This window comes from Streptomyces sp. NPDC056231 (assembly GCF_048270745.1).
GTDB lineage: Bacteria > Actinomycetota > Actinomycetes > Streptomycetales > Streptomycetaceae > Streptomyces.
The window spans coordinates 1-19607 of record NZ_JBLVKW010000078.1 but is presented as its reverse complement, the minus strand read 5'-3'; the positions used below and the strand labels follow the sequence as shown (position 1 = coordinate 19607).

The 19607-nt window shown below is 68.6% G+C and carries 13 protein-coding genes, 1 tRNA gene and 4 pseudogenes; 9 read left to right on the top strand and 9 right to left on the bottom strand.

Translation table 11 applies throughout. From position 1 onward, the window contains the following. Window positions 1-4 precede the first annotated feature (4 nt). The 7 genes from ACNPQM_RS36100 (at window position 5) to ACNPQM_RS36070 (ending at window position 11010) form a co-directional block, all read left to right on the top strand. On the top strand, window positions 5-4153 hold the full coding sequence (locus ACNPQM_RS36100; RefSeq protein WP_418087277.1) for a carboxypeptidase regulatory-like domain-containing protein: 4149 nt from the start codon (window positions 5-7) through the stop codon (window positions 4151-4153). Between the two features lie 229 nt (window positions 4154-4382). Then, a complete protein-coding gene (locus tag ACNPQM_RS36095) occupies window positions 4383-5525 on the top strand; it encodes an ROK family transcriptional regulator (RefSeq protein ID WP_418087276.1) in 1143 nt (380 codons plus the stop codon). Between the two features lie 192 nt (window positions 5526-5717). After that, window positions 5718-7205: a sulfatase-like hydrolase/transferase gene (locus ACNPQM_RS36090; RefSeq protein ID WP_418087275.1), complete on the top strand. Its 1488-nt coding sequence runs from the start codon at window positions 5718-5720 to the stop codon at window positions 7203-7205. 59 nt (window positions 7206-7264) lie between these two features. Continuing rightward, complete coding sequence (locus tag ACNPQM_RS36085; RefSeq protein ID WP_418087288.1) at window positions 7265-8107, top strand: ABC transporter permease; 843 nt, start codon at window positions 7265-7267, stop codon at window positions 8105-8107. 3 nt (window positions 8108-8110) lie between these two features. After that, the gene (locus ACNPQM_RS36080) at window positions 8111-8893 is read left to right on the top strand and encodes an ABC transporter ATP-binding protein (protein ID WP_418087274.1); all 783 of its coding nucleotides are present in this window, start codon (window positions 8111-8113) and stop codon (window positions 8891-8893) included. After that, window positions 8890-9900, top strand: coding sequence for an aliphatic sulfonate ABC transporter substrate-binding protein (locus tag ACNPQM_RS36075; RefSeq protein WP_418087273.1), 1011 nt, complete (start codon window positions 8890-8892; stop codon window positions 9898-9900). Before ACNPQM_RS36080 ends, ACNPQM_RS36075 begins: the two co-directional genes overlap by 4 nt. Window positions 9901-10158: 258 nt before the next feature. Continuing rightward, window positions 10159-11010 (top strand): formylglycine-generating enzyme family protein, encoded by an 852-nt coding sequence (locus tag ACNPQM_RS36070; protein ID WP_418087272.1) that lies wholly within the window; start codon window positions 10159-10161, stop codon window positions 11008-11010. 436 nt (window positions 11011-11446) lie between these two features. Here ACNPQM_RS36070 and ACNPQM_RS36065 read toward each other — a convergent pair whose 3' ends face one another. From ACNPQM_RS36065 to ACNPQM_RS36030, 8 genes and pseudogenes are all read right to left on the bottom strand, one after another. Beyond that, window positions 11447-11872 carry a hypothetical protein gene (locus ACNPQM_RS36065; protein ID WP_358859996.1) on the bottom strand — a complete coding sequence of 142 codons (426 nt, stop codon included), beginning with the start codon at window positions 11870-11872 and terminating at the stop codon, window positions 11447-11449. A gap of 331 nt (window positions 11873-12203) precedes the next feature. Next, the gene (locus ACNPQM_RS36060) at window positions 12204-12569 is read right to left on the bottom strand and encodes a phosphodiester glycosidase family protein (RefSeq protein ID WP_418087271.1); all 366 of its coding nucleotides are present in this window, start codon (window positions 12567-12569) and stop codon (window positions 12204-12206) included. A 202-nt stretch (window positions 12570-12771) separates the two neighbouring features. Next, window positions 12772-12858, bottom strand: a pseudogene (locus tag ACNPQM_RS36055) (cysteine hydrolase); the annotation flags it as partial. Between the two features lie 218 nt (window positions 12859-13076). Then, entirely contained in the window at window positions 13077-15347 is a 2271-nt protein-coding gene (locus ACNPQM_RS36050) for a M4 family metallopeptidase (RefSeq protein WP_418087270.1), read from the bottom strand. A 523-nt stretch (window positions 15348-15870) separates the two neighbouring features. Continuing rightward, a complete protein-coding gene (locus ACNPQM_RS36045; RefSeq protein WP_418087269.1) occupies window positions 15871-16023 on the bottom strand; it encodes a hypothetical protein in 153 nt (50 codons plus the stop codon). A gap of 23 nt (window positions 16024-16046) precedes the next feature. Beyond that, window positions 16047-16730 (bottom strand): annotated as a pseudogene (locus tag ACNPQM_RS36040) (IS256 family transposase); the annotation flags it as partial. Between the two features lie 30 nt (window positions 16731-16760). Then, window positions 16761-16918: pseudogene (locus ACNPQM_RS36035) on the bottom strand (IS5/IS1182 family transposase); the annotation flags it as partial. A gap of 414 nt (window positions 16919-17332) precedes the next feature. Continuing rightward, window positions 17333-17406 (bottom strand) — tRNA-Pro (locus tag ACNPQM_RS36030). Window positions 17407-17532: 126 nt separating this feature from the next. Here ACNPQM_RS36030 and ACNPQM_RS36025 point away from each other — a divergent pair. Further along, complete coding sequence (locus ACNPQM_RS36025; RefSeq protein ID WP_418087268.1) at window positions 17533-18234, top strand: transketolase; 702 nt, start codon at window positions 17533-17535, stop codon at window positions 18232-18234. 56 nt (window positions 18235-18290) lie between these two features. Beyond that, a complete protein-coding gene (locus ACNPQM_RS36020; protein ID WP_418087267.1) occupies window positions 18291-19193 on the top strand; it encodes a transketolase family protein in 903 nt (300 codons plus the stop codon). Between the two features lie 92 nt (window positions 19194-19285). Here ACNPQM_RS36020 and ACNPQM_RS36015 read toward each other — a convergent pair. Further along, window positions 19286-19607, bottom strand: a pseudogene (locus ACNPQM_RS36015) (hypothetical protein); the annotation flags it as partial.

Genomic DNA, 19607 nt, shown 5'->3' with positions numbered 1-19607 from the left:
CGCGTTGGCCACGACGGTCGGACGCGTCTTAGCGCTGATCGTGGCGCTTGCCGTCGCCGCACTCTCGCTGATCGCCGTGCCTGCCGCGGCCTCCGTCTCCGCTACCGCCGCCAAGGATCCTGTCCCGGCCACGAAGGCCGCCGACCCCACCTCGCCCGGCCAGCACCCCACCAATCAGGTGTGCGCCAAGCCTTCAAAAGCCGGCGAGATGTCCTGCCTTGCCATGGTCCGCACGGATGTCGTAGCGGCGAAGGGTCTTCAGGCTGATGCCGCTCCCGCCGGTTTGAGTCCGGCTGACCTGCAGAGCGCGTACAACCTGCCCGCCGCCGGCTCCACTGAGACGGTTGCGATCGTGGACGCGTACGACAACCCGAACGCCGAGGCGGACCTGGCCGTCTACCGTCAGCAGTACGGGCTGCCGCCGTGCACCACGGCCAACGGCTGCTTCAAGAAGATCGACCAGCGCGGCGGCACGGACTATCCGTCCCCGGACTCCGGATGGGCCGGGGAGATCGCCCTGGACATCGACATGGTCAGCGCGACCTGCCCGACCTGCAAGATCCTGCTGGTCGTGGCCGACGACGCCTACATGGACAACCTCGGCGCGGCGGTGAACCAGGCGGTCGCCCAGGGCGCGAAGTACGTCTCCAACAGCTACGGCGGCCGCGAAGGTTCCGATCAAACCCAGGCCGACGACGCCTACTTCAACCACCCCGGCGTCGCGATCACCGTCAGCAGCGGTGACTTCGGTTATGGGGTGGAGTATCCGGCCGCGTCGCCGTATGTGACGGCGGTCGGCGGCACCTCGCTGGTCAAGAACGCCTCCACCAGCCGCGGTTGGACCGAGGCGGTGTGGAAGGGCGCGGGCAGTGGTTGCTCGGCGTATGGGTCCAAGCCGTCGTTCCAGCAGGACAGCGACTGCGCGCGCCGTACGGTCGCGGATGTGTCCGCGGTCGCGGACCCGAACACCGGTGTGGCGGTCTACCACGGTGGCTGGCAGGTCTTCGGCGGCACCAGCGCGTCCGCCCCGATCATCGCCTCGGTCTACGCGCTGGCCGGGACACCGGCGGCGAGTTCGATGCCCAATTCCTACCCCTACGCCCAGCCCTCCGCGCTCAACGATGTGACCTCCGGAAGCAACGGCAGTTGCACGTCGGTGTATCTGTGCAGGGGCGCGCCGGGTTATGACGGGCCGACCGGTCTCGGCACCCCGAACGGGGTCGCCGCGTTCCGCTCTGGGCCGCACGGCACCGTCACCGGCTCCGTCACCGACGGCACCGCTCCGCTGGCGGCGGCCAAGATCACCGTGGGTGACGTGACGGCGATGACGGACGGGCAGGGGCGCTACACCCTGAGCGTGCCGCCGGGAGCGTATGACGTCCGCGCGAGCAAGTTCGGGTACGCCACCAAGGCCGTTCCGGGTGTCGCGATCGCCGACGGGCAGACGGTGACCGAGAACTTCGCGTTGACCGCGAAGGCGCGCGTGAACGTCACGGGTACCGTTCATGACGGTTCCGGTCAGGGCTGGCCGCTGTATGCGACGGTCGGGGTCAAGGATGAGCCGACGGCGGTCGCCTACACCGACCCCAAGACGGGGAAGTACACCCTGAGCCTGCCCGCCGGGAACACATACACCCTGCAGGTCGACCCGTTGTATCCGGGCTATAAGCGGAACTCTCAGGATGTGCAGGTGGGTTCGGCGGATGTGACGCATGACGTCGATGCGTCGGTCGACCAGACGACCTGCAGTGCGGCCGGCTACGGCTACCACTACGAGGGCACCACCGAGTCGTTCGACAGCGGCACAGCGCCGGCAGGCTGGACCGTCGATGACAAGGTGGGCAATGGCCAGACCTGGGTGTTCAACGACTTCGGCAGGCGCGGCAACAGGACCGGCGGGTCCCGCGGCTTCGCCGTCGTCGACAGCAGCTACTACGGTCACGGAAAGACACAGGACACGTCGCTGATCAGTCCGGTTATGGACTTCAGTCAGCGAACCCACCCGTCCCTGGTCTTCCGCACCGACTACTACGGCTTTTCTTTCGGCCAGACCGGGGACATCGATCTCAGCCTCGACGGCGGCCAGACGTGGGACACCGTCTGGCATCACACCAAGGACAGCGCGCGGGGGCCGCGGACCGAGGTCGTGGACCTGTCCCAGGCTGCCGGCAAGACCAACGTCCAGGTACGGTTCCACCTCACCGCCCAGTGGGGGTGGTGGTGGCAGGTCGACGACGTCTTCCTCGGCGACCGCACATGTGACCCGGCACCGGGCGGCCTGGTCGTCGGCCGGGTGACCGACAAGAACACCGGCGCCGGGATCAACGGCGCCTCGGTGACCTCGGCCGACAAGCCCGCGGAGAAGACGACCTCGACGGCGACGCCGAACGACCCGAAGCTGGGCGACGGCTTCTACTGGATGTTCTCCTCGCTCACCGGGGAGCACAAGCTCTCCGCCACGGTGGGGAATTACTACACCGCACAGGACATCACCGTCGACGTGGCCCCGCACGAGGCAACTGACGGCACGTTCGCCCTGCCGGCACCCCGGATCGCGGTCAGCCCGGCCAAGCTCAGCAAGACCGTCGACTGGAAGGGCCAGGGCAGCTCCACCCTGACCGTGAAGAACACCGGAACAGCCCCGGTGACCGCCAAGATCGATGAGTTGCCGGGCGGCTACCAGCCCGCCGCGAAGCAGCAGGGCGCTCCGCTGCAGGAGGTGAAGGGAGATTACAGCCCCCTGCGGGTCCAGCCCGGAAAGACCGCACGGGCGGCGGCCACCAAGCCGTCCATGACGCCGTACGAGGCACCGTGGACGACGGTGGCCGACTACCCCATGCCGATCATGGACAACGCTGTGGCAACCATCAATGGCAAGGTCTACTCGGTCGCGGGAGTCGACGGCACGCATATGCTCAACAAGGCCTACGTCTACGCCCCGGGCGCCCAGACGTGGAGTGCCCTGCCGAATCTGAGCGTCGCCCGCGAGGCACCGCAAGCGGCTGCCTACGGTGGCAAGCTCTATGTCTTCGGCGGCTGGGGCGCGGACTCGGCTCCGGTGCCCAAGACCGAGATCTACGACCCGCTGACCGGCGCCTGGTCCACCGGCGCCGACAACCCGAAACCGTACGCCGGCGCCGCCGTGACCGTGCTGGGCGGCAAGATCTACATCGTCGGCGGCTGCGCGTCCACCTGTGGCACGACGGACGTGCAGATGTACGACCCGGCCTCGAACTCCTGGAGTTCGAGCAAGGCCTACCCGGAATCGACGGCCTGGCTGGGCTGCGGCGCGATCGCGAACAAGCTGTACTGCGCGGGCGGGCTGTCGGGCAGCACCAGCACCAAGCACGCCTACAGCTACGACCCGGCATCCGCCACCTGGACTCCCATCGCCGACCTGCCGGCCGACCTGTGGGGGATGGGCTACTCAGCGGCAAACGGCAAGCTCCTCGCGTCCGGCGGCGTGACCTACGGCTCCACCACACTCACCAACCGGGGCTTCACCTACGACCCGGGTTCCGACGCCTGGACCGCGCTGCCCAACTCCAACCGCACTCTCTACCGCGGTGGCTCCGCCTGCGGCTTCTACAAGATCGGGGGTACTACCGGAAACTTCGTCGCCTTTACGACCTCGGAGCTGCTGCCCGGCTTCGACCAGTGCGCTGACACAACCGATGTCCCCTGGCTGTCAGAGGACAAGACCGACGTGACGCTTCAGCCGGGCGAGAGCATTGACGTCAGCGTGAGCTTCAACGCGAACATCGCCGAGATCACACAGCCCGGCACGTTCACCGCGCAGCTCATGATCAGCGCGAAGACCCCGTACGAGATCGCGCCGGCGCCGGTGACGTTCACGGTGAACCCGCCCACGACCTGGGGAAAGATCACCGGAACGGTCACCGGAGCCGACTGCACTGGCACGCCGAAGCCGCTGGCCGGAGCGACCGTGAAGATCACCTCGAAGAAAGCAAGCTACACGCTGACGACCGACCGGAACGGTAAGTACGTGCTCTGGCTGGACGTCCGCAACAACCCGCTCAAGGTGACCGCTTCTGCGGAAGGCTGGGACCCGCAGACCCAATCGGCCACGGTTGTACCGAGCAAGACGACCACGGTCGATCTCGCTCTCAAGCCCGACCACACCTGCACCTGATTCGATGCTCAGTGCGGGCCGGGGCCGGCCCGCACTGGCAGGCCCCACGGCCCCGCCACCAATCCGATGGTGCCGACGGCTGATCCGGGGCTCGCCTGGCGTCGGTCCCCAAGACCTGGTCGGTCTTGGGGACCGACGTTGTTGTGGGGGTGGGTTTCCCGCCGATGGGGCGGGTGCCAATTCTTCCAGTCTTTGTCTAATAACGGAGGAAGGGGAGCATCATGGCATCGTGACCACTACCCCGAACGGCCGTCCGCGCACGGCCCATGACGACCTTGTCCTCGCCGAACTCCGCCGCTCCGGGGCTCTCAGCCGGGCCGAACTCGGTCGCCGTACCGGACTGCCTAAGACCACCCTCTTCAGCACGGTGGCCGGGCTGCTCGAAACCGGCGTCCTGGTCGAGCAGTGCGCGGACCTCTCGGGCGACCGCGGCCGGGGCCGGCCTGCCGGAAAGGTCGTGCTCAACCCGTCGGCGGGCCTGTACGCCGGCATCGACGCCGCCCGTGGTCGCATGCGGCTGGTCATCGTCAATGCCTCCCATGAAGTGGTGGGCAGTGCGACCCGCGCGCTGCCTGCCGCTCCCGACGCCGCAGTGGTGGGTCGAGCGGCAGCAGACCTCATGCGCCAGGCCGCAGAAGAAGGCTCGGTAGGCCTTTCGACCCTCTTGGGCATGGCCATCGGCCTCCCGGGCATCCTGGGCGTCGAGCTCGCCGAGGAACACGTCGAGGAGGTGCGCCGCTTGATCGGCGAGGAGTTCGGCGTTCCCGTCCTCACCGGCAACAACTCCCGCGCTGCCGCACTGGCGGAGGCGACCTGGGGGGCCGGGCGCAATGTGGAGGACCTGGTCTACGTGCGTTGGTCCAGCGGGATCGGCGGAGGGTTCGTGATCGGTGGCCGCGCAGTTGCCGGGGCGCACCGGGGTGCCGGTGAGATCGGCCATGTGAGCGTGGACCGCAATGGACCGGTCTGCCACTGCGGGGGGCGAGGCTGCCTCGAACTCGTCGCGGGCGGCGAGGCCTTGCTGGAACAGTGCGCGCAGCGGGATCTCGTGCTCGCTGACCTCGACGCCTTGGTGGACACCGTGCGGAACCTCTCCCCGACGGCGCTTCGTGTGGTCTCCGCCGCGGCGAGGCGGATTGGAGCGGTGTTGGGCGGGACTGTCGCGCAGTTGGACCCCGCGCGGATCGTGGTCGGGGGTGAGATGGCGCAGCTCGGCTCCTTGGTCCTGGACCCGATCCGCCAGGAGATCGCTCGCTTGGCCCTCCCGCTCGCCGCACGGCGGGTGGAGGTCGTCCAGGCGGATCTGGGGGTCAACGCGGCCGCGCTCGGCGCAGTCGCCTGGCTCTTGCGCAAGGAGCCCTCTCCGGCATGACGGCCGTGCCCCGGGCCTGGCACCCGGGTAACGGGTGGTCAAATGACTGCGCACCCCCTTGTGGGACACGTTTGGGCCTCAATATGATCCGGTCCGGGAAAAAATCCCCAGTGCTTCTGACGCTCCTCTCACATCGCCCGGCGCCGCGCTCATCGCCTCCCGTCGAGGGGGCTGATCGGAAGGTCCACGCCTGTGCCGCCCTGCAATGTTCTGTTCCTGATGACCGACCAGCACCGTGTCGACACGTTGGGCTGTTACGGCAACCCTGTCGTCAGCACTCCCGCGCTCGACTCCCTCGCCGCGGATGGCACCCGGTTCGACAGCTTCTACACGCCGACCGCTATCTGCACTCCGGCCCGCGCGTCGCTGTTCACAGGGCAGCACCCGTTCCGGCACGGCCTGCTGGTCAACCCCGAGCGCAACGGGGGCGCCCGAGACGAGGTCGAGGACAGCGCCCCGGTTCTGTCCGCGCCCCTGCTGGAGGCGGGCTACGACCTCGGCCACGTCGGCAAGTGGCACATCGGCCGGACCCGGGGGCCGGAGTTCTACGGCATGGACGGCGAACACCTGTCCGGTGCCCTCAACCCGTTCCACCACCCCTCCTACGAAGCGTGGCTCAACGCCAAGGGCTACCCCCGCTTCGCCGTCAAGGACGGGGTCTTCGGCGCCGCGCCCAACGGGCTCGGCCGCGGCCACCTGATCGCCGGGCGCCTTCAGCAGCCCGTCGAGGCCACCATGGAGGCCTACCTCACCGGCCAGTCCCTGGAGCTCCTCGACCGCTACGCCGACAACTGGCACTCCGAGGGAAAGCCGTTCATGCTCTCCTGCCACTGGTTCGGTCCCCACCTGCCCTACCTGATCCCGGACGAGTACTACGACATGTACGACCCGGCCTCGGTGCCCCTACCGGCCTCGATGGCCGAGACGTTCGCGGGCAAGCCGGACGTCCAGCGCCGCTACGCCGAGTACTGGTCGGCCGACGCCTTCGACGGCGACGCCTGGCGCAAGCTCATCGCCGTCTACTGGGGTTACGTCACGATGATCGACCACCAGGTCGGCCGGCTCCTCGACGCCCTGAAAGAGCGTGGACTGTGGGACGACACCGCGGTGGTCTTCACCGCCGACCACGGCGAGTTCACCGGCTCCCATCGGCTCAACGACAAGGGCCCTGCCATGTACGAGGACATCTACCGCATTCCGGGCCTGGTCCGGATACCCGGGTGCCGCCCGCAGGTCCGCGACGACTTCGCCACCCTGATCGATCTGTACGCCACCATTCTCGACGTGGCCGAAGTGCCCGTCCCTGACGACTGCGACGGCCGGAGCCTGCTGCCGGTGCTGAGCGGGGAGCCCGCCGACGGCACTCGCGAGGAGGTCGTCACCGAATTCCACGGCCACCACTTCCCCTACTCGCAGCGGATGATCCGCGACCGCCGCCACAAGCTCGTCTACAACCCCGACAGCGTCAACGAGCTCTACGACCTGGACGTCGACCCGCACGAACTGCACAACGTCCACGACGCCCCGGCCTACGCCCACGTCCGCCGGGACCTGACCACCCGCCTGTACCAGGAGTTGCTGCGCCGCGGTGACCCTGCCTACACGTGGATGAGCTACATGTCCGACATCGGATCGGATCGTGCGCCCGACGTCGACGGCGTCGCGGACGAGGTGGCATGAGCATCGAGACCACGCCTGCCCAGGACCTCAGGCAGGCGAATTCCCCACTGGAGGACCCCATGAGGGGTGACAACGCCATGTCCGCGGGCGCTGCCCGCGAGGGAACCGCTCCGGCCGCGGGGGCGACGGTCCGCCGTCGACCGCGGGGCAGAGGGGTCGACACCCGCGGGCTGCTGCTGTCGGCCTGCTCCGCGCTGCTCGGTCTCCTGGTGTGGATCGGACTGGCCCACAGCGGAATCCAGGGCTTCCCCGGCCCGCCGGCGGTGGCCGACCGCGGATGGCAGCTGATCCGGGACGGCATCCTCCTCGACGACCTCGCGGCCAGCCTGCGGCGGGTGCTCACCGGCTACGTCATCGGCGTCGCCGCCGCGATCCCCGTGGGGTTCGCGATGGGCTGGTACCCGATCGTGCGCCGGCTGGTCGAGCCGTGGCTGCAGTTCTTCCGGATGGTCCCGCCGCTGGCGATCATCCCGTTGGCCATCGTGTTGATGGGCATCAACGAGACGCCCAAGATCTTCGTCATCTTCCTGGCCGCGTTCCTGTCCTCGGTGGTCTCCACCTTCCAGGGCGTGGTCTCGGTGGACGCCACCCTGGTCAACGCCGCCCGTGTGCTGGGAGCCAAGGACCGCCGCGTGTTCCTCGGCGTCGTGGTCCCCGCCTCCACCCCGTTCATCCTCGTCGGCATGCGGATCGGTCTCGGCGCGGCCTGGGCCACCGTGGTGGCGGCCGAGCTGATCGCCGCACAGAGCGGCCTCGGCTTCCGCATGCAGCAGGCCCAGCTCTATTACGACCTGCCCACCATGTTCGTCCAGTTGATCACCATCGGCGCCGTCGGCCTGGCCATGGACCGGCTGCTGCTGTTGACCGAGCGCAAGCTGACCGGCTGGCAGGAGAGGAGATAGCCCGTGCCCGCCATCAAATTCAACGACGTCTACCGCGACTTCGACACCACGAAGGGCGGCCTCGTCGCCCTCGACCACGTCAGCCTCACCATCGAGGACGGCGAGTTCGTCACCGTCGTCGGCCCGTCCGGATGCGGCAAGAGCACCATGCTCAATATCGCGGCCGGCCTGCTCGAAGCCGCCGGCGGAACGGTCACCGTGGACAACCAGCCGGTGAACGGCCCCAGCCCCGAGCGCGGAGTCATCTTCCAGCAGTACGCGCTCTTCCCCTGGATGACCGTCACCGAGAACGTCGAGTTCGGCCTCAAGGTCGCAGGAGTCAACAAGCGCGAGCGACGGGCCACCGCGCTGCGGGTGATCGACATGGTCGGTCTCACCGACTTCGCGGATGCTCTGCCCAAAACCCTCTCGGGCGGCATGAAGCAGCGGTGTGCCATCGCCCGGGCCTACGCCGTGAACCCGAAGGTCCTGCTCATGGACGAGCCCTTCGGCGCACTGGACGCCCTCACCCGCGTCCGCCTCCAGGACTCCCTTCTGGAGACCTGGAGCCAGGACCGGCGCACCGTCATGTTCATCACCCACGATGTCGACGAGGCCGTCTACCTCGCAGGCCGCGTCGTCGTGATGGCCGCGCGCCCCGGCCGCATCCACCAGATCATCCCGGTCGACCTGCCTTACCCCCGCACCGAGGAGATGCGCCTGTCCGCCGAGTTCGCCGAACTGCGGCGCCAGGTCTGGAACGCCGCCTACCACCAGCCGACCACAATCGAAGGAGCCGACTCATGATCCGCAGAACCGCCGGCCTGAGGGCGGCCACGGTCATCCTCGTCATGGCAGCATCCGCCACCGGCTGCAGCAGCGGCGACTCCTCCTCCGGCGGCCCGGCCGCCACCCCCGTCAGCCTCGGCTACATCGCGGACTACAGCGGCTCCGCGGCCTTCGCCGTCGCCGCCAAGCAGGGCCTGTGGGCCAAGCAGGGCCTCAAGCCCGACCTGAAGGTCTTCACCAACGGTCCCCTCCAGGTCCAGGCACTCGGCGCCGGCGACCTCGACTTCGGCTATGTCGGCCCCGGTGCCTTGTGGCTGCCTGCCTCCGGCAAGGCCAAGATCATTGCGGTCAACATGCTCGGCCAGGCCGACCGGGTCATCGCCCGCCCCGGCAGCGGCACCACCAAGGCCGCCGACCTCAAGGGCAAGAAGGTCGCCGTCCCCGACGGCACCTCCGGCGACATGATCCTCAACCTCGCCCTGGAGCAGGCCGGTCTCAAGCCCGGCGACATCACCCGCGTCTCCATGGACCCCAGCACGGTCGTCGCCGCCTTCTCCTCCGGGCAGGTCGACGCGGCCGCCCTCTGGTACCCGCTCATCGACACCATCAAGAAGCGGGTCCCCGACCTCGTCGAGGTCACCCGCACCCAGGACTTCTACCCGAAGCTGACCTTCCCCAGCGCCTTTGTCACCCAGCCCGGGCTGCCCGCCAGCAACCCCGCGCTGGTCAAGAAGGTCACCACGGTGCTGCGCGAGGCCGACGACTGGATCGCCGCCCACCCACAGGACTCCGAAAAGGTCACCGCCGACTTCCTCAAGCTCCCGGCCGACCAGCTCGCAGGTTCCACCAAGTACGTGAAGATCATGTCCTCAGGCGACCTGGCCAAGCTCACCGAGGACGGAACGGCCGACGGCTGGTTCAACGGGCTCGCCGACGTGTTCGTGACCATGGGCAAGCTCAAGGCCCCCGGCGACGCCAAGGACTACTACCTCGGCAGCCAGTACCAGGCCGCCACGGCCAAGTGACACAGCAACGCACCGGAAGGCGGGCCTCGCCGCCGACCGCTTCACCCAGCGGCACCCGAGATGGAAAGGGACGCCGTGGTCTTCATCGACATCGAGGCCGTCCGACCGCCGACCGCCCCCTGGCCAACGGCCAAAGGTGCGACCGGCCACGCCTGCTGCGGACCACAGCGCAGCAACCGATCAACGACGGCCCCCGCACCCCTCTCCCCCGCACCCATCGCCGCCCCGCACCGAGAACGCAAGGACATCCTTCGCGGCATGGCTGCCATCCCCGGCGGCACCTTCTGGATGGGCGGAAACGACCCCGACGCCTTCCCCGAGGACGGCGAAGGCCCGGTGCGGCAGGTCGGCCTGCGCCCCTTCCACATCGACGTCCACGCCGTCTCCAACGCCAAGTTCGCCACCTTCGTCAAAGCCACCGGCTACGTCACCGAAGCCGAACGCTTCAACTGGTCGTACGTCTTCCAAGGCTTCCTCCACCCCGACGCGCGGCGGCACGTCCTCAATGGCACTGTCCCCGGCGCCCCCTGGTGGCGCGCGGTCCAGGGGGCCTTCTGGCGAGCCCCCGAAGGCCCCGGATCCTCCATCGGCAACCGGCCGAACCACCCGGTCGTCCACATCTCCTGGCACGACGCCAACGCCTACGCCACCTGGGCCGGCAAGCGCCTGCCGACTGAAGCCGAATGGGAGTACGCAGCCCGCGGCGGGCACGAACGCCGACGCTTCCCCTGGGGCGACGAGCTCGACCCCAACCGCCGCCCCCGCTGCAACATTTGGCGCGGAGACTTTCCGCACAACAACACCGCCGCCGACGGCTACCGCTCCACCGCGCCCGTCAACGCCTTTGCGCCCAACGGCTACGGCCTCTACAACACCTCCGGCAATGTCTGGGAATGGTGTGCCGACTGGTTCAGCGCCGACTGGCACACCCCCGCCACCCCCGCCACCCGCAACGACCCCACCGGCCCTTCCACCGGTCACGTCCGCGTCATGCGCGGCGGATCCCACATGTGCCACCACACCTACTGCAACCGCTACCGTCTGGCGGCCCGTACCGGCAATACCCCTGACAGCTCTGCGGGCCACACCGGCTTCCGCTGCGCCTACTGACTGAGTGCGGCCGGCTGAGCTGATCACCTGGAAACTGATCGCGGCAGCGCCGGAGTGCTCGACGCCCAGCACGGGCTGCACTGCCCCGGAGGTGTTCACCATGTACCTGGAGCTTCAGCACCTCGTCGACTCGCTGGCGACCCAGCTGTCACGCCCGGCGACCGTCGAGGACCGCCGACAGCGGCTGGTGGTCTACAGCCGGCACAGCGAGGTGCCCGACACTGTGCGCCGTGAAATGAGAAGGGACGTACGGGCCGGACAAGTTGTGAGGCTTGCCCGGGCCCATGCGGCCCGTTCCCACCCGGCCCTGTCCGGCACTCACCAGGCACAATTGCGTGCCCTTGCTCCTCGCCGGGAGGCCACCCGGGAGTCGGCGCTGCACGGACGCCATGGCGGAGACCGGCGTCGGACGGGCCGACGCCGGTCCGATGTGGTGTCAGGCGCAGGAGACCCGGAGTTGGTTGGACGTCTTGATCCGGTACTCGCCGCCGATGGTCGTTCCGGAGATGATGGTCCGCCAGGTCTGGGTACCCGTTCCGCTGCAGTTCTGGCGGACGTAGGTGTCGTAGCCCTGGTGGGCGGTGCCCGTCGCGTAGTCCTTCCAGTAGAAGCCGGTCCACCGCTGGATGATCAGCTTTGCGGTCGAAGTGCTCGGGCAGTTGCTGAGACTGCCGTATCCGACGATGTAGCTTCCGCTCTTGTAGGTCGTGCCGATCTGCACGTCGCAGGTGGCAGCCTGAGCAGCGGGCGCGGCGGTCATGGTTCCGCCGACGAACGCGGCGGAGAGCAGGCCCACGGCGATGTGCCTGCGGATGTTCGTGATCCGAGAGCCGACGGTCGGGGAATGCCTGTGCACAAACATGAGAACCTCCAGGTCGAATGGCGAACGGGTGGTGAATCAAGCCGCGGGCGCAGTGGAAGGCCCCCCTGTCGGCTTCCACCGGAACTCCCGCGGCAGACCATTAGGGGGTGAGCCCCCTGGTCCGGCGACCCGGCGTGTGCTGCCGGGGTACCGGGAAACAGTCTGCGTGTGGCGGTTTGCGGTCGCCATGCCTTTCAGGCATGGCTAAAAGGACCAGTTCAGGTCAGGATTGGTCGGCATGATGCGCTTACACTTCACCGCGGCTGACCTGCGCAAAATCACTCTCACACCGCCTGATGCGCTTCAGGAGGCCGTGCTCAGCGTGCGCCGCCTACGCCTCGGACCGGTCGGCGCGCACGGAACACGGCCCGGTCTCGGTCAGTGGCACCGGCGGATGCGCACCGGCTCGGCCGCCCAGGCCGGAATCCTCGCCTCCCTGGCCCAGCGCCTGAGCGACAGCAGCGGTCTCGTCCATGGTGGTGCCGACGCTGGTGGTCATGCGACCGTCGATCGTCGCGAGCATGATCTGTCCGTCTCGCGTCGTGCCGGCGATAGTGCGGGGGTTGCGCGAGTTGTCCGCACCGGGCTTTACCACGATCTGTCCGTCCGCCGTGAGCCGGAAACGACCGCTCACACCGAACAGCCCCTTGCGCGCCGGAAGTTCTTCACCCTGCTCGTTGACCAGGGTGGAGGTCACCTTGAGGCATCCCTGTCCTGGTACCTGCGGGAGGGACCGCATCCCGGCCCGTCGCCTGCAAGGAAGTCTGACCGTCCGTCAGCTCCGTGCCGCGAGTCGTCGAGGTACGCACCACGCAGCCGTGCCGGTCGAGGACGACCCAGGCCCGTTCCTCAGTGCGCTTGACCTGCGTGATGTGGACCTTGGACAGCTCGACCGACTAGATCACGGGGATATTCGCCGCCCGAGCCCCGTCGATCGCCCTGCGCAGTCGTGGCAGGCATCCGAAGTCGTCGTCGACGATGTTCATGACGGCCCGTTGGACGTCCTTGCGGGTGGGTGTCCAAGTGCTCAGGCAGTAGCGCGGAGAATTGGCGCCGCAGGGGTTCGAGCAGGCATGACAGCAGGACAGGCACGAGCCTGCCGGTGATCGCTGAGCTTGGAGAACTCCGTGACCACCGCGGCTCGTGCCTGCTCTTCATCCGGGGCACCTTTTGGCCGCCGGTGCGTGCCTACTGCCGGACGCGCTTAGAAGACGAGCCTCCAGCTGTCGATGTAGCCCGTGTCGCGGCGCTCCTGGTCCTGGACCCGGAGCCTCCAGGTGCCGTTGGCGACCTGGGTGGAGGCGTCCACCGTGTAGGTGGCGCGCAGGTTGGCGGCCGAGTCGCGCCAGTTCCACTTCCTCAGCGGGTACACCGTGCCGTCGGGGGCGACCAGGTCGATGACCAGGTCACCGCGGTAGGTGTGCTTGATGTCCACGTCCACCCTGAGGTCGCTCGGTGCCTGACCCGAGAGCCCGGTGACGTCGATGTCCGAGAAGACCTGGGGGCCCGGGACGCCCGCGCCCCCGTCCGGAATCGACACGTCGGTGGTGTTCTCGAAGATGCCCCTGGAGACGTACCAGGTGAAGGTCGCCGTGGTGATGGCGTGCCTGGAGCCTCTGACGGTGACGGTGACCTCGCTGGTACCCACCGTGGTGGGGGTGCCGGTGATGAGGCCGGTGCGGCGGTCGATGGTCATGCCCGCGGGGAGGCCGGTGGCGAAGTACCTGAGGCGACCGGGGTTGAAGCCGGTGGCCTGGACCTGGAAGCTGGCGGCGGTGTCGACCGCGCTGGTCTGAGGGCCGGGGTTGGTCAGCATGATGCCGTCGACGACGCGCGGGCCGACGTTGATGGCGGCCCAGGCGTTGGCGGCGTTGACGTAGGTGTCGCTGCCCAGCCCGTACAGGTCGGCGGCGGCCTGGAGGGTGGCGGTGCGGGCACCGGCGTAGTCGGTGGACGAGGTCATGTAGGTGGTCAGGGCCCTGTACCAGATCTTGGCGGCGGCGTCCCGGCCGATCCCGGTGACCGGCAGGCCGTCGGAGGTCGGGGAGTCGTAGTCCACGCCGTTGACGGTCTTGGCGCCGCTGCCCTCGGAGGCCAGGTAGAACCAGTGGTTGGCCGGGCCGGAGGAGTAGTGGACGTCGATGGACTCGATACCGGGGTACCAGGCGTCGGCGGACTTTCCGTCCTTGGAGGGCTTGTCCATGTAGCGCAGCGGGGTGCCGTCGCCGCGGATGTCGATCTTGTCGCCGTTGAGGTAGTCACCGGGGTCGGAAGCGTTGTTGGCCCAGAACTCCACGGCGGCGCCCATGATGTCGGAGGTGGCCTCGTTGAGGCCGCCGGACTCGCCGCGGTAGATCAGGCCCGCGGTGTTGGAGGTAACGCCGTGGGTCATCTCGTGAGCGGCGATGTCGATGGAGGTGAGCGGCTTGGCGTTACCGGCGCCGTCGCCGTAGGTCATGCAGAAGCAGCGGTCGTCCCAGAACGCGTTGACGTAGTTGGTCCCGTAGTGGACGCGTGTGTAGGCGCCGACGCCGTCGTTCTTGATGCCGTTGCGGCCGTGGACGTCCTTGTAGTAGTCCCAGGTGAGCTGGGCGCCGTAGGCGGCGTCCACTGCGGCGGTCTGCCGGTCGTTGGTGGTGCCGTCGCCCCAGGTGTCGTCCGGGTCGGTGAACAGCGTGCCGGTGCCGGTGCCGTTGCCGCCGTTGAGGTCGTAGGTCTTGTGGCCGCCGCGGGTGCCGTCGGTCATCGAGTAGCTGCCGTCGGCCGGTGTGGTGCCGATGGTGACCTGGCCGGAGTACTTGCTGTTGCCGATGCCGGTCTCGATGCCCTGGAACTCGAACAGCTTCTTGCCGGACTTGGCGTCGGTGATGACGTGCAGCTCGGAGGGGGTGCCGTCGGACTGGGTGCCGCCGACCACCGTCTCCCAGGCCAGGGTCGGGGTGCCGGACGCGGCCCAGACCACCTTGCGGGCGGTGCCGGCCTTCGCCTTCGCGACGCCCTTGGCCTTGGCGCGGCCCACCGCGAAGGTCTTCGCGGAGCCGGCGCTCTTGGCGGCGGTGGTGGAGGCGACGGTGATGGTCGCGTTGGTGGCCTTGGTGACGCCCTTGGTGGAGCCGTTCGCGGCGGTGTGGACGACCAGGTCGCCGCCCAGGACCGGCAGTCCGGCGAAGGTCCGCTCGTAGCGGGTGTGCACCGTGCCATCGGCGTCCTTCAGGACGGACTTCACCAGCAGCTGCTCCTGGCCGCCCAGGGCCAGGGTCCTGGCGGTGGTGGCGACGGTGGCCTGCGCGTCGGCGAGCAGCGTGGCGCGCTCACTCGGGCTGAGCTGGACCTGCAGCGCGCCGGCCCGGACCTGCGCCTTGGGCATGTCGGCCTGGGTGTCGGCGGTGGCGGACGTAGGGAGCGCAACGGCGATCATCGCGGCGCTCGCTAAGAGCGCGCTCGCGGCAACAGCCTTGCGGGGGGTCGTTCTCACGCGGAACTCCTTCTGTGGCGACCGGGGTTGCGCCCGGTGACAGCCCGGACAGTGGGTACTGTCCGAGGAGAGCTGGTGGTGCGGTGAGGAGGACATGACCGCAGGTGCGAGATCCTTGTGGGGAACGCCTCGCCCCGTTGCGGCCGATCGAGAGCGTGCCATTGTCGACCTGTTCATGTCACGCTTGCGGTGGTGTCAGGTTCCTGACATGCCGGATTCCGACAGCCCAGGCGACTCCCTCTGGCCCTGGCCGCCGCGCACGGTGGTGCAGTCCGGCACCGCCTGGCCCGCCCCTCACGTCGGCTCTGCGCCGGCCGATCTACGGATTCGGCCCGTCAGGCTCCGTGCCGTCTCGTCGAGGGCGATATCGATGTCGATGTCGCCGATATTCGGCAGCCAGCGGCGGCCTGCGCCGACCGCCGAGCCCAGGACCAGGGTTTCCGATCAGGCAGCCGTCACCCTCGCATCGCTCCCCGATGTGGGCCTGACACTTTGACGGCAACTCCTGGCGGCAGGCATGGCCTCACCCGTCCGCGCGGTCGCACTCGAACCACACTGTCTTGCCCGCCCCGCCCGGCAGCTCCTCCATACCCCAGCGGTCGGTGGCGGCGGCGAGGGGCAGCAAGCCCCGCCCGTCCTCGGCGAGTTCACCGGCGGGCGGTGGGGCGATGGTCACGTCCCTTCTCGTGGTGTAGCCGATCAATCGGACGTTGTGCTGGTGGTGTTGGGTAGCGCGGGGGCGCTTTCGGGGAGCTCGGTGGGGTAGAGCTGGTCCATGCCGCCCTCCGGCAGGTAGCGGCGGGGGAAGGCGATCCACTCGTCGTGCAGCTCGAAGAGCACGGCGGTGACCAGCCGCAGGAGCGCGTCCTCGTTCGGGAAGACCTGGACGACGTCGGTGCGGCGTTTGACCTCGCGGTTGATCCGCTCCAGCGGGTTCGTCGACTTGATCTTCTTCCAATGTCGTTCCGGGAAGACCTCGAAGGCGGTCAGGTCGTCCTTCGCCTCCAGCAGCATCGCCTTGACCTTCGGGAACTGCATGCCGAGCATGTCGGCGACGGTGTCCAGCTGGGTGCGGACCCCGTCGGAGGTTGGCTGGGCGAAAATCGTGCGGATCGTCGCGGCGACCATCTCCGCCCCCTCCTTGTTGATCACGCCGAACACGTTGCGCAGGAAGTGAACGCGACAGCGCTGGTAGGCGGCCACAAGCATGACCTTGCGGATGGCCTTGACCAGGCCGCTGTGGTGGTCGCCGATCACGAGCCGGACCCCGGTCAGGCCGCGTTCGCGCAGGTGACGCAGGAACTGGTTCCAGAACACCTCGGTCTCGCTGTCCCCGACCATCACCCCCAGCACCTCGCGGCCGCCGCCCTTGGTGATCCCCGTGACGTTCGTTGGATTACCTTGCAGTAGGCGTCACTTGAGCCTTCGGGTGGTCGGGTGCCGTCCCAGCGGTAGAGATGGGTGGCGCGCCGGATGTCCATACGGAGCGTGACGATCGTGGCGGACAGGTAGAGGTCGACGACCTGGCTGCGCTTCTCGGTGCAGCGTCGGAGTTCGCCAAAGCCGTCTACTGGCCGCGGACGCAGCCGTAGTGGGGCTGCCGGTGATGGCCTCCTCGCGGACACCGCCCGGCCGGTCCGCGGTGAAGACCGATGCCAAGCCGCAGAAGCAGGGGGTGCAGCCATGGAGGTGGGCGAAGTCTGTAGCTGGCCACGGGGTCTTTGACCGAAGCGAAAGGGGGGCGGCAATGAGGACCGCACTTGGCGGATGGGAGCGAGCCGACCCCTTTACCGAGTCAAAGCCATCGCTGCCGGTCCGCGGGCCGTGGAGCGACCAGATCGGGCGACCCGCGGTCAATCCTAGGTTGACGCCAACCGGGGTCGGTGGGAGCACTGGGAGCGTGGGAGCAGGAGAGGGCTCCCACGCTGCTCCCGGAAACGCTTCAGGGGCCGTTCGAAAACGGCCCCTGAAGTGCGACGTTACCGTCGGGACGACAGGATTTGAACCTGCGACCCCTTGACCCCCAGTCAAGTGCGCTACCAAGCTGCGCCACGTCCCGATGTGCGCTTGACCTGGGCTTTCCCCTGGCCGAACGCACATGAGAACAATACCGCACTTGAGTGGGTGCTCACGAACGCCTTTCCATGCTTGACCTCAACCAACCTTGAGGTTGAATGCTGGACGCATGACGATCGAGACAGCCGCTCCGGCGCACACATACCGTGACCTGAACCGCCTGATGAGCCTGATGACCGGCGACGAGAAGCACGGGCCCGCCGCCACCTCCACCCTCGACGCCCTCTGGGTTCTGTACGACCAGGTGCTGCGCGTCACCCCCGACACCGTCGACGCCCCGGACCGGGACCGGTTCCTGCTCTCCAAGGGACACGGACCGATGGCGTACTACGCCGTCCTCGCCGCGCACGGATTCCTCGACGAGGAGCTGCTGCCCGGGTTCGGAGGGTACGAGTCACCGCTGGGGCATCACCCGGACCGTGTGCTCGTTCCCGGCGCCGAGATCGGCAGCGGTTCGCTGGGGCACGGATTGCCGCTGGCTGTCGGCAGTGTGCTCGGGCTCCGGGCGCAGGGGCTGACCCACCCCCGGGTCTGGGTGCTGATCGGGGACGCCGAGCTGGACGAGGGCAGCAACCACGAGGCGATCGCCTACGCCGGTCCGGCCGGACTCGAGCAGCTGCACACCCTGGTGATCGACAACGCCTCCGCCACCTTTGGATGGCCCGGCGGCATCGCATCCCGGTTCGAGGCGGCCGGCTGGTCGGCCGAGACCGTGGACGGCCGCGATCACGAGGCCCTGTACGCGGCATACACGGAACCGCATCCGGGGCAGCCGCGGGCCGTGGTCGCCCGCGTCGCCCCGAAGAGCTGACCCCAGCATCACCGCACACCTGCGACACAGCTTTCGAAACGAGGGAGACCCGACTCATGGACACCATGCGTGACCGCTTCATCACCACCGCGTCGCGGCTGCTGGACGACGACCCCAGGCTCGCCGTCGTGCTGGCCGAGATCAGCCGGGACGGCTTCGACCGCGCCCAGCGCGCCCATCCGGACCGGGTGATCAACGTCGGTATCCGGGAGCAGCTGCTGGTCGGCGCGGGGGCCGGACTGGCACTGACCGGGATGCGACCGATCATGCATACATTCGCCCCGTTTCTGGTGGAGCGACCGTTCGAGCAAGTAAAGCTCGACTTCGGGCATCAGGGCGTGTCCGGGGTGCTGGTCAGCGCCGGAGGTTCGTACGACTGGCCCGCCGGCGGCGTCACCCATATGGCGCCCGGCGATGTCGCACTGATGGACACCCTCGACGGCTGGACGGTGCACGTGCCGGGCCACCCCGACGAGGCGGAGACCCTGCTGCGGCAGGCTGCCGCCGGAGAGGACAAGGTCTACCTGCGGCTCTCGCTCCAGCAGAACGAGCGGGCCCGGGCGGTCGGCGTCGGCGCCGGGTTCACACCGGTGCGGGAGGGGAGCCACGGGACAGTGATCACCGTCGGCCCCATGCTGGACAACGTCCTGGCAGCGACGGACGGCCTGGATGTGACGGTGCTGTACGCGACAACCGTGCGCCCCTTCGACGCGGCGGGACTCCGGCGCGCGGTCGGGGGCCGGGAGACGGCGGACGTGGTGATCGTCGAGCCGTACCTGGCGGGCACGTCGACGAGCGCCGCCAACGATGCGCTCGTCGATCTGCCGCACCGGGTGCTGGGGCTCGGCGTAGGGAAGGCGGAGCTGCGCCGGTACGGACAGATGGATGAACACCTCGCCGCACACGGCCTGGATCCGCACGGGCTGCGGGAGCGGATCACCGGCTTCCTGGGCGGCTGACCAGGGCGTGGGCGGCCGCGGCGGGTCGTATCCGCCGCCGGCGCCCTTCCACATCCGCGCCCAACGCGTCCCGCTTCCCGGTCCAGAAGCGGTCAGACAGCGCCGTCGGTCGCGGCCAGGCCCAGCTCCGGATGGGCGTCCTGGAGTTTTCGGGTTGCCGCCTGGCGCCAGGAGTCGGCGAGGATCGCCGTCAGTTCGTCCACGTCGTCCAGCGCGGCGAGCCGCACCCGGAGCCACCCATGGGTGTCGTCGTGGCCCTCGCGCGTGAAGAACTTCTCCGGTTCGGCGGCGATCAGCTCCGCCCGGTCCTCGACCGGACACTTAGACCGACCGGCAAATGGGAGGTGGGAGAAGGAGCGGGGCTGGGTGCGTGCAGCTGCAAGGCGGAGGATTGAGGCATGGCGGAGCCATGGT